Here is a 10455-nt window from a genome sequence, read left to right on the forward strand (position 1 = left end):
AGCGAAATTCCTTGTCGGGTAAGTTCCGACCTGCACGAATGGCGTAACGATGGCCACACTGTCTCCACCCGAGACTCAGTGAAATTGAATTCGCTGTGAAGATGCAGCGTTCCCGCGGCTAGACGGAAAGACCCCGTGAACCTTTACTACAGCTTTGCACTGAATTTTGAGCACGCTTGTGTAGGATAGCTGGGAGGCTTTGAAGCTGGGACGCCAGTCCTGGTGGAGCCACCCTTGAAATACCAGCCTGGCTTGCTTGGAGTTCTAACCTAGGTCCGTTATCCGGATCAGGGACAGTGTATGGTGGGTAGTTTGACTGGGGCGGTCTCCTCCCAAAGAGTAACGGAGGAGCACAAAGGTACCCTCAGCGCGGTCGGACATCGCGCATTGCGTGCAAGGGCATAAGGGTGCTTGACTGCGAGACAGACACGTCGAGCAGGTGCGAAAGCAGGTCCTAGTGATCCGGTGGTTCTGTATGGAAGGGCCATCGCTCAACGGATAAAAGGTACTCCGGGGATAACAGGCTGATTCCTCCCAAGAGTCCACATCGACGGGGGAGTTTGGCACCTCGATGTCGGCTCATCACATCCTGGGGCTGTAGCAGGTCCCAAGGGTATGGCTGTTCGCCATTTAAAGTGGTACGCGAGCTGGGTTCAGAACGTCGTGAGACAGTTCGGTCCCTATCTGCCGTGGGCGTTGGAAAATTGAAGGGATCTGCTCCTAGTACGAGAGGACCGGAGTGGACGTACCTCTGGTGTTCCGGTTGTCACGCCAGTGGCACTGCCGGGTAGCTATGTACGGAAGGGATAACCGCTGAAGGCATCTAAGCGGGAAGCCCACCCTGAGATAAGTTTTCCCTGGGGACTCGATCCCCCTGAAGGGCCCTCGTAGACTACGAGGTTGATAGGTCGGGTGTGTAAGCGCAGCAATGTGTTTAGCTAACCGATACTAATTGCCCGTGAGGCTTGACCATATAACACCCAAGCATTCAGGGTGTTGGTACTCCTTGAACTTATGCGTCGCCTTGGTGCGACGACGTCAAAACTTTCCGATTTCGCGGCGCCTGGCCGATGGCGGGGCGCGATACGTGAACCAGTTTGCCTGGCGGCCTTAGCGAGCGGGAACCACCCGATCCCATTCCGAACTCGGAAGTGAAAACGCTCAGCGCCGATGGTAGTGCGGGGTTTCCCCGTGTGAGAGTAGGTCACTGCCAGGCACCTAAAACGAAACCCCCGGTCTCGCTCGAGGCCGGGGGTTTTTCTTTATGGCCGAAAAACTGTGACCTGGCGCACATCCGGGGCGGGGTTCGAGCGGGCAAAGTCGGGCGCAGGTTCAGAAAAAGGCAAACCCACCGAAAGGTGGCGACGCAAAGTCTCCGGTCTACCGGGCCACCTGGCCCCAGGATAGCGGGACCGCCGGAATCCCAGTCCCCTGCGGGGCTGTCTCTCGTCGACCCGGCGACGCGTGCGCACACCAGGTGGCAGAGAGGACAGCCATGCGCAAGCTCTTCCCGGCGTTGACCCTCGCATCGTTCGCGGCCCTGCTGCCGGGGACCGCGCCGGTGGCCGCAGAGGAGAGCGCGACGGCGGCAGACAGCGCGATCGCGGCCGAGCCTGCGACCGCCGCCGAGGCGCCGGGCTTCAGCCGCGCGGCGGTGCGCGCCCTGGTTGCGGAGGTCTTTGCCAGCGACGAGCCGGAGCCGCCGGCGCCGGCCGGAGGGGACACCGGCGGCCTGGAGCGCGAACTCGGCGGCAACCTCAAGCTCGAGCTCCGGTACAGCCGCGGCCCCTTCGAGAACCACCTGGCCGACCCGCGCGAGGCCGAGCACTCCGTCTTCCTGCAGCTGCGCGCCCGTCTCTGACGCGCGGCCGCGGCGCGCTCAGCGCTCGAAGACCCAGCGCAGCACCGCCTCCTGCACCCCCTCGCCGATGCCGCGGTGGGCGTCCGGCGCATTGAGCATCACGACCACGACATAGCGCTGGCCGGAGCGGCTCTGCACCAGGCCTGCGATTGCGGCCACGTCGTCGAGGCGCCCGGTCTTCAGGCTCAGCCGGCCGCGCATGTCGCCATGAAAGCGGCGCCGCAGCGTGCCGTCATGAGCCGCAATCGGCATCGAGCCGATGAAATCCGCCATCTGCGGATGGGCCCAGGCATCGAGCAGCAGCGCGCCGAGGCCCGCCGCCGTCACGCGCGTGTCGCGTGACAGCCCCGAGCCGTTGTCGACGAACAGTCCCGGCATGGCCAGCCCGCGCTCCGCAACCCATTGCGCCAGCGCCGCCCGTCCCTTCTCGATGGTGGCAGGCGGCCCGGCGTCGGCCATGCCCAGCGTCAGCAGCAGGTGCCGCGTCATGGGGTTGTTGCTCCACTTGTTGATCAGCCGGAGCTGTTCGTTCAGCGGCAGGGAGTCGTAAGCGAACAGCGGCCGTGCGTCCGGCGGCGTCGCGGCAACCCGCAGCCCGCCGGAGATCGTGCCGCCCAGCTGGGCCCACAGCGCGCGAAAGACTGCGTCCGCGAACTGGGGCGCGGGCAGCACGGAACGCCACAGGCTGTAGCGGTCGCAGCCGGTCGGGAAGCGGCCTTCCAGCACTGCGCGGCGGCCGCCGGGCCCGTCCGGCAGGTGGAAGGCGACGCCCCGCTGGAAGCCGCCGCAGGTAGCCCGCCGATTGTCGATCCGGTTCTCGACCTGGAATCCCGCCAGCGGGGGATCGACATACACCCCCACCGCCTCGCCGTCGCGCAGCAGCCGGAACTCCACGGTGTTGCTGTTGACCAGCAGCGCATTCGGCAGGACGTTGTAGGCGCGAAACGGCTGGCCATCGAAGTCGCCGGGATCTCCGCGCCCGGGCGCGAACAGCGTGTCGTCGATCACCAGGTCGCCGGCGATGTCCCGGATGCCGCGGGCGCGAATTTCCCGCAGCAGGGTCCAGAACCGCTCCGTGCTCAGGCCCGGGTCGCCGCCGCCGCGCAGGACCAGGTCGCCCTCCAGCCGGCCGTTCCGCACGGGGCCCGTCACCAGCACCTCGGTCTGCCAGCGGTAGGCCGGTCCCAGCCGGTCCAGGGCAGCATAGGTCGTCAGCAGCTTGATGACCGACGCCGGGCTGCGCGGGACGTGCTCGTTGAAGGCCAGCAGCGGCTCGGCCGCGTCGACCGCCTGCACGAACAGGCTCAGGCCCGAGCCGTCCAGGCCGTGGTTGTTGAGCGCCGTGGCCACCGGCCGCGGCAGGCTTTCGGCGCCAGGCGCCGGCCCCGCGGCCAGCCCCAGCAGCAGGAAAAGCGCGATTCCGCGCCACATGATGCGTCCCCTCGGTCGCAAACGGGTACAATTGCCGGCGGCAAGCGGCTCGGCTGTCTGCCCCCCGGCGCCTCGCCGGAGAGCATGATGCCGAATCCGCACTCCATCCAGCAACGAAACAGCCCTCAAGGAAGGCCCTGATGGCGGAATCTCTCCTCAAGAGAGTAGCCGATGGCGACAGCGGCGCCGTAAAGGAAGTCATGGACCAGTACGGCGGCCTGGTGTGGTCGCTGGCAAGGCGTTCCTGTTTCAACCCGGCGGACGCGGAGGACGCGACGCAGGAAATCTTCCTCGATATCTGGAAGAGCGCAGGGCGCTATGACGAATCCAAGGGCTCGGAAACTTTGTTCGTGGCGATGATTGCCCGCCGGCGGCTGATCGACCGCATCCGCCGGCAGGGGCGTGAACCGCACATGGAAGACGTCGATGCGCCGGGCTTCGAGCTGGCGGCCAGCTCGACGGCCGACGGCGAGACTGCGAGCGAGGCGGCGGTGGCCGCGCGCGCCGTGGCCACGCTCAAGCCCGCGCAACAGCGGGTGCTCGAGCTCGGCTTGCTGCAGGGCCTGAGCCACAGCGAAATCGCGGACGTGACCGGCATGCCGCTCGGGACGGTGAAGACCCAGATGCGGCGAGGGCTGATCAAGGTGCGCGAACTGATGCAGGTCGGCGACCTGCACGAGGCCCGGGAGGGCGACTCGTGAGCGCCGCGTGGCCGAACGACGAGCGCCTCGACGAGCTGCTCGCAGTGCGCGCCGTCGAGGGGCTGGCGGAGGCCGAGCAGCGAGAGCTGGCCGAACTCGAGGCCCGCTATCCGGGCCTGGACGCCGAGGCGCTGGACCGGGCGGCGGCGGCGGTTGCCCTGGCGGGCCTGCGCCCGGAGCCGTTGCCGGCTGCATTGCGGAGCCGCCTCGAGGCCGACGCGGCGGCGTGGCTCGGTGGCAAAGACGCCGCGCCGGCAGCTGCTGCCGCTGCGCCCCGCGCGGCCGACATCGTGCCGTTGCGGTCCCGCCCGGCCGCAGCTACCGCCTGGGGCGGGTGGCTGGCGGCCGCGGCCGCGGTCGTGATCGCCGTGATCGGCTGGCTGCAGGTCGACCGGATGGAGTCGCAGCGGGCGGAACTGGCAGCGAGCCAGGATGCGCTCGAGGGCGTCGTGGCCCGTCTCGAGCGGAACGTGACGGCGAAAGACGAGGCGCTGGCGGCGCTGCGCGAACCGACGGCGCAGGAAATGCTGGCCGAACTCCAGGGCCGGCCCGGCACGCGGGTGATCAGCTGGAGCGCCACCGAAGACCCGGCAGCCGCCGGCGCCGACGGCGCGGTCATCTGGAACGGCGAGACCCAGGCCGGCGTGATGCGCTTCGAGGGGCTGCAGCCGAATGATCCTGCCGAGTGGCAGTACCAGCTGTGGATTTTCGATGCCGAGCGCGACGAGCGCTTCCCCGTAGATGGCGGGGTCTTCGACGTGTCCGCCGACGGCGAGACGCTGGTACCCATCCGCGCCTCGCTGCCGGTAGGCAAGGCGGTGCTGTTCGCCATCACCGTCGAACAGCCCGGCGGGGTCGTGGTCTCCTCGCGCGAGCGCATCGCCCTGGTAGCCCAGCCGGACGCCTGATCGGAGCGTCTTTGAATCTGGTTTTCCTCCTGTCCCCGAACTAAGGGAGCAGGCCCGTCATGAGCGGGCGATCTTCCAGGAGGGAAACCCATGACTCGACTCTTCAGCCGCGGCCTGCTGGCCGCGACCCTGGTGACGCTCGCCGCCTGCGGCAGCGACAACGACAACGAAACGATCGTCGACCCGCCGGCAGAGCCGACGGTCGCGCAGCTCCAGGTGATCCATGCCTCGGCTGACGCGCCGGGCGTGAACGTGCTGGTGAACGGCGCGATCCCGGCCGGCCTGGCCGGCGTGCCCTTCGCCGCGGCCTCGCCCTACCTCGAGCTGGACGCCGGCACGATCGACGCCGCCGTCAACGCCATCCTGGCCGACGGCAGCGAAGTGGAAGTCCTGACCGCGCCCGGCCTGGCCCTGGACGCGGGCACGGCCTACACCGTCATCGCGGCCGGCAGCACGGCGGAACTGCTGGCGGCCGGCACCAGCAACCCGCTGCAGCTGTTCCTGCTGACGCGTGACATCGTGGACACCATCGACGGCGTGCGGCTGCAGGTGCTGCACGGCTCGCCTTCGGCCCCCGAGGTCGATGTCTTCGTCAGCGCCCCGGGTGACGATCTCGGCGCGGTGACGCCCGCCACCTTTGCCTTTGGCGAGGTGCTCGACCTGGGCATCGTGCCCGCGGCCGAGTACCGCATCCGCGTCACGCCGACCGGCACGGACACGGTGGTGTTCGACTCCGGCGCCGTGGCCCTGCCTGACGGCGCCGACATCAGCATCGTGGCGGTGGACAACGTCGGTCCCGGCGCCTCCCCGGTCGCCCTGCTGGCGGTGCTGGCGGACGGCACCGTGCTCGAGCTGCGCGACGGCGGCGCCGCGGCGCCGGCCGGCCTGACGGCCGTGCACAACTCGGCGGATGCGCCGAGCGTGTGCGTGGTGGCGGACGACGCCGGCACCGCCGACGTGGAGCGCATCGTGCTGTTCGAGAACGTCCCGTTCCGCGGCTTCGGCTACCTCGGCGAAGTGCCCCCGGGCAGCTACAACGTCGGGCTCGAGGTCTTCGACGCGCAGGCGGGCTGCGCCGGCACCTCCGCCGTGACGTTCCCCGCGCCGGTGGATTTCGCTGCCGGCGCGGAAGCGACCGGGATCGTCGCCGGTTCGCTGGGCGGCGGTACCCTCGAGCTGCTGGCGCTGCCCGATGACCTGCGCCCGATCGCCACCGAGGCGCGGGTGCGCATCGTGCACGGCTCCGCCGCCACCCCGGCGGTCGACATCTACGTGGTCGCTGCCGGCACCGACATTACTGAGCCCGGAGTCGATCCCGCCTTCAGCGACGTCGAATTCCAGGGCTCCACCGGCTTCGTAGCCCTGCCGCCGGGCGACTACGACGTCTTCGTTACGCTCGCGGGCGACACCAACCCGGCGATCGCCGTGGAAGGCGCGACCTTCGCGGGCGGCGACGTCATCAGCGCGATCGCCAGTGATCCGGCCGACGGCGAAACCGCGCCCGGCCTGGTCGTGATCGATCACGTGGAGCTGAAGAACCCGCCGCTCTGAAGCGGGACCGGCGATAACGGGCGGCGCCCGCGCTCCGGCGCGGGCGCCGTTTTATCAGCTCAGAACTTCAGGCTGTACGGGCCGCCCTTCTTCAGCGCCCGCTGGTAGGCCGGCCGCGCGGCAATCCGCGCCACGAAGTCCTCCAGGCGCGGCCGCGCCGCGCCGAGCAGCCCGGCGGCGCCGGCGGCCTCCAGCGGGAAGCTCAGCTGGATGTCCGCGGCGGTGAACGACTCCCCGGCGAACCAGGGCCGCCCGGCAAGCTCGCCCTCCATGAAGTCCAGGTGCAGCTCGAGCTGCGGCCGGATGAAGGACGACTGGACCTTGGCGGCGATGCCCTTGACCACCGGCCGGACGAAGAACGGCATCGGGGCTTCCGGCATCTTGCGGAACACCAGCGACAGCAGCAGCGGTGGCATCGCCGAGCCTTCGGCGTAATGCAGCCAGTAGGTGTAGCGCAGCCGCTCCGGCGTGCCCTCGGCCGGGCGCAGGCCGCTGTCGGCGCCGTAACGGCCGACCAGGTACTCGATGATCGCGCCCGACTCGGCCACGGTGTCGTCGCCGTCCGTGACCACCGGTGACTTGCCCAGCGGATGCACCTTGTGCAGGGACTGCGGCGCCAGGCCGGTTTCCGGGTCGCGCTGGTAGCGCTTCACCCGGTATTGCGCGCCCAGTTCCTCCAGCAGCCACAAGATGCGCTGGGAGCGGGAGTTCTCGAGATGGTGCACGGTAATCATGGGCTTCTCCTGCGGGATTGCCGGAGATGCTATCGCTTCGGGCGGCCGGATAGAATGCGCCCATGACTGCGAGCAACGAACGACAGGCTGCCGACACCGTCGTGCTGGTGCGCCCGGTCGCTTTTCACAGCAACCCCGAGACGGCGGCTTCCAACGCTTTCCAGCGCCCCCCCGAGGTGGCCGACCCCGCGGCCGAGCAGGCCGCCGCGGCCATCGAGTTCGACGGCCTGGTGGCGGCGCTGGCGGGCGCCGGCGTCGCCACGGTGGTCGTGCGCGACTGCGTCGAGCCCGCGACGCCGGATGCCGTCTTCCCCAACAACTGGCTCAGCCTCCATGCCGACGGGACCGCCGTGCTGTACCCGATGATGGCCCCGAGCCGGCGCGCCGAGCGGCGCCGCGACGTGCTGGAGCTGCTGAGCCGCGAGCACGGCTTCCGGGTCGAGCGCGTGCTGGACCTCTCGGCGCACGAGCGGGACGGGCGCTTCCTGGAGGGCACCGGCAGCATGGTGCTGGACCGGGTCAACCGCGTGGCCTATGCCTGCCTGTCGCCGCGCACGGACGCCGGCGTGCTGGCGGAGGCGGCCCGGCTCCTGGATTACGAGCCGCTGGCTTTCGTCGCGGCCGACGAGGCCGGCGTGCCCGTCTACCACACGAACGTCATGATGTGCATCGGCAGCGACTTCGCCCTGGTCTGCGAGGAGGCCATCAGCGACCCGGGGCAACGGGCGGCGGTGCGGCGGCGGCTGGAGCAGGGCGGCCACGAGCTGGTCGCGCTCGATCTCGGCCAGCTGCGGAGTTTTGCCGGCAACATGCTGGAGCTGGCCGATGCGGACGGCGGCCGGGTGCTGGCGCTGTCCGCCCGGGCCCTGGAGTCGCTGCGGCCCGGGCAGCTGCGCATGCTGGAATCGCGCTGCCGCCTGCTGCCGGTGCCGGTGGCGGCCATCGAGGAAGGCGGCGGCGGGAGTGTCCGCTGCATGCTGGCCGAGGTCCACCTGCCGCGCCGCGCCTGAGTCCGCGCGCAATTTGCGCATACTATGCAGTAGACTTCGTCCGGTCACCTTCACCGCCGAGACTCTCCACGGATGAGCGCTGCCAGCCGGATCCTGATGTGCCCGCCCGACTTCTTCGAAGTCGATTACGTCATCAATCCGTGGATGGACGGGCACGCCGGCTCGCTGGATCGCCAGCTCGCCCGTGACCAGTGGGAGGCGCTGCGCGCGGGGATCGCGGCCTGCGCCGAGGTCACGCTGCTCGAGCCCCAGCCCGGCCTGCCGGACCTGGTGTTCACGGCCAACGCCGGCTTCGTGCACGGCGCGCGGGCCGTGCCCTCGCACTTCATGCCGCACGAGCGACGCCCCGAGGAACCGTACCTGCGCGCCTGGTTCGAGGCGGAGGGCTTCGAGGTCCGGGTGCTGCCCGACAACATCGCCTTCGAGGGCGCCGGCGATGCGCTGATCGATCGCGGCGGGCCCTGGGTCTGGGCGGGCTACGGGTTCCGCACCGAGATCGAGGCCCACGAGTACCTGCGGCGGTGGTTCGACCTCGAGGTGGTGTCCATCCGGCTGGTGGATCCGCGCTTCTACCACATCGACACCTGCCTGTGCCCGCTCGACGGCGGCTACCTGCTGTATCACCCGCCGGCCTTCGACGACGCCTCGCGGGCGGAGATCGAGCGCCGGGTGCCGCCGGCGCAGCGCCTGCCGGTGAGCATCGAGGACGCGGGCCACTTTGCCTGCAACGCCGTCAACATCGGCCGCCGCGTGTTCATGAACCGCGCGCGGCCCGCGCTGGTGGCGGAGCTGGAGGCGCGCGGCTTCACGGTGACGCAGCTGGCGCTGTCGGAGTTCCTCAAGGCCGGCGGCTCGGCCAAGTGCCTGACCCTGAAGCTCACGGAGCCGGGCGCCCGCCGTTAGAATAGGGGCTGGTCCTGCAGGGAGAGCCCCGATGCCAGATCTTCCCCGTGTGTGCGTCATCGGCGCCGGCTCCAGCGGCATCGCCGTGGTGAAGGCGCTCAAGGACCGCGGCATCCCGCAGGTCTGCTACGAGAAGGGCGACGATATCGGCGGCAACTGGTATTTCCGCAACACCAACGGCATGTCGGCCGCCTACGAGTCGCTGCACATCAACACCGACTCGCGGCTGATGGAGTACCGCGATTACCCCATGCCGCCGGATACGCCGGACTTTCCCAGCCACCGGGTCATCAAGGACTACTTCGACGACTACGTGGCCCATTTCGGCCTGCGCGAGCATATCCGCTTCAACACCGAGGTCGTGCGCGCGGAGCGCGGCGCGGACGGCCGCTGGACCGTAACCCTCGACGACGGCGGCAGCGAGCAGTTCGACGCCCTGGTGGTGGCCAACGGCCATCACTGGGACCCGCGCTGGCCCGACCCGCCCTACCCGGGCGAGTTCGACGGCCCGCAGATCCACTCCCACGACTACCTGAGCCCGCACGAGCCGCTCGAGTTCACCGGCAAGCGCGTGCTGGTCGTGGGCATGGGCAACAGCGCCATGGACATCGCCTGCGAGCTGTCGCGGCCCGGGCTCGCCGAGCGCCTGTTCCTCTCCGCCCGCAACGGGGTGTGGATCCTGCCCAAGTACCTGTTCGGCGTGCCGATGTCGCGGCTCGGCATGCTGCCGCACTGGGTGCCCTGGTGGCTCGGCAGCGTCCTGACCCGCCTCGCGGTGACCATCAACGCCGGCTCGCCCTGGCGCTTCGGCCTGCCGCGGCCCAACCACCGGATGCTGCAGGCCCATCCCACCATCAGCCAGGAAATCTACATGCGGCTGGGCAGCGGCGACGTGCTGCCGCGGCCCGGCATCCGGCGCCTCAAGGGCGACCGGGTGGAGTTCACCGACGGACGCGAGGAGCTGGTCGACATCATCGTCTGGTGCACGGGCTACAAGCTGAGCTTTCCCTTCTTCGACCCGGAGTTCATCTCGGCGCCGGGCAACGACCTGCCGCTGTGGGAACGGATGATCAAGCCCGGCATCGACAACCTCTACTTCGTCGGGCTGCTGCAGCCGCTGGGCGCGATCATGCCCATCGCCGAGGCGCAGGGGCATTTCCTCGGCGACCACCTCCTCGGCGCGATCGTCTTGCCCGAGAAGGAGGAGATGGAACAGGCCATGGCCCGGGAACGCGCGGCCATGTTCCGGCGCTACCAGGATCATGCGCCGCGCCACACCATGCAGGTGGACTTCGAGGACTACCTGCACCGCCTGCGCAAGATCGCCCGGCGCGGCCGGCGGCTCGCGGCCAAAGC

9 protein-coding genes, 2 rRNA genes and 1 riboswitch (1 of these 12 running past the window's edge) are annotated in these 10455 nt (G+C 69.4%); of the genes, 9 read left to right on the forward strand and 2 right to left on the reverse strand.

The window, feature by feature from the left end:
• The 3 genes from G6N75_RS00880 to G6N75_RS00890 all read left to right on the forward strand — a co-directional run.
• Positions 1-973: ribosomal RNA gene (locus G6N75_RS00880) — 23S ribosomal RNA — on the forward strand (it extends 1928 nt beyond the left edge of the window).
• 127 nt (positions 974-1100) lie between these two features.
• Positions 1101-1216, forward strand: a 5S ribosomal RNA gene (gene rrf / locus G6N75_RS00885).
• 115 nt (positions 1217-1331) lie between these two features.
• Positions 1332-1420, forward strand: a riboswitch (cyclic di-GMP riboswitch).
• Positions 1421-1495: 75 nt separating this feature from the next.
• The gene (locus tag G6N75_RS00890) at positions 1496-1861 is read left to right on the forward strand and encodes a hypothetical protein (RefSeq protein WP_165346179.1); all 366 of its coding nucleotides are present in this window, start codon (positions 1496-1498) and stop codon (positions 1859-1861) included.
• 18 nt (positions 1862-1879) lie between these two features.
• On the opposite strand, the gene dacB is transcribed toward G6N75_RS00890, so the two are convergent.
• A complete protein-coding gene (dacB, locus tag G6N75_RS00895) occupies positions 1880-3292 on the reverse strand; it encodes a D-alanyl-D-alanine carboxypeptidase/D-alanyl-D-alanine-endopeptidase (RefSeq protein ID WP_165346180.1) in 1413 nt (470 codons plus the stop codon).
• 140 nt (positions 3293-3432) lie between these two features.
• Between dacB and G6N75_RS00900 the strand changes: the two genes are divergently transcribed.
• From G6N75_RS00900 to G6N75_RS00910, 3 genes are all read left to right on the forward strand, one after another.
• Positions 3433-3993, forward strand: coding sequence for a sigma-70 family RNA polymerase sigma factor (locus G6N75_RS00900; protein WP_165346181.1), 561 nt, complete (start codon positions 3433-3435; stop codon positions 3991-3993).
• A complete protein-coding gene (locus tag G6N75_RS00905) occupies positions 3990-4901 on the forward strand; it encodes an anti-sigma factor (protein ID WP_165346182.1) in 912 nt (303 codons plus the stop codon). The genes G6N75_RS00900 and G6N75_RS00905 overlap by 4 nt, the downstream gene beginning before the upstream one ends.
• Before the next feature lie 90 nt (positions 4902-4991).
• Positions 4992-6452 carry a DUF4397 domain-containing protein gene (locus tag G6N75_RS00910; protein WP_165346183.1) on the forward strand — a complete coding sequence of 487 codons (1461 nt, stop codon included), beginning with the start codon at positions 4992-4994 and terminating at the stop codon, positions 6450-6452.
• Between the two features lie 59 nt (positions 6453-6511).
• Here the strand turns inward: G6N75_RS00910 and G6N75_RS00915 are convergent, their stop codons facing one another.
• Positions 6512-7186 (reverse strand): glutathione S-transferase, encoded by a 675-nt coding sequence (locus tag G6N75_RS00915; RefSeq protein WP_165346184.1) that lies wholly within the window; start codon positions 7184-7186, stop codon positions 6512-6514.
• A 62-nt stretch (positions 7187-7248) separates the two neighbouring features.
• Here G6N75_RS00915 and G6N75_RS00920 point away from each other — a divergent pair, with 62 nt between their 5' ends.
• The 3 genes from G6N75_RS00920 to G6N75_RS00930 form a co-directional block, all read left to right on the forward strand.
• The gene (locus G6N75_RS00920; protein ID WP_165346185.1) at positions 7249-8196 is read left to right on the forward strand and encodes an arginine deiminase-related protein; all 948 of its coding nucleotides are present in this window, start codon (positions 7249-7251) and stop codon (positions 8194-8196) included.
• A 72-nt stretch (positions 8197-8268) separates the two neighbouring features.
• A complete protein-coding gene (locus G6N75_RS00925) occupies positions 8269-9099 on the forward strand; it encodes an arginine deiminase-related protein (RefSeq protein ID WP_165346186.1) in 831 nt (276 codons plus the stop codon).
• 31 nt (positions 9100-9130) lie between these two features.
• Positions 9131-10455: NAD(P)-binding domain-containing protein (locus tag G6N75_RS00930; RefSeq protein WP_165346187.1), on the forward strand; the 1325-nt coding region annotated here is incomplete at its 3' end.

The sequence above is a fragment of the Thioalkalivibrio sp. XN8 genome, from assembly GCF_011058255.1.
Classification (GTDB): domain Bacteria; phylum Pseudomonadota; class Gammaproteobacteria; order Steroidobacterales; family XN24; genus XN24.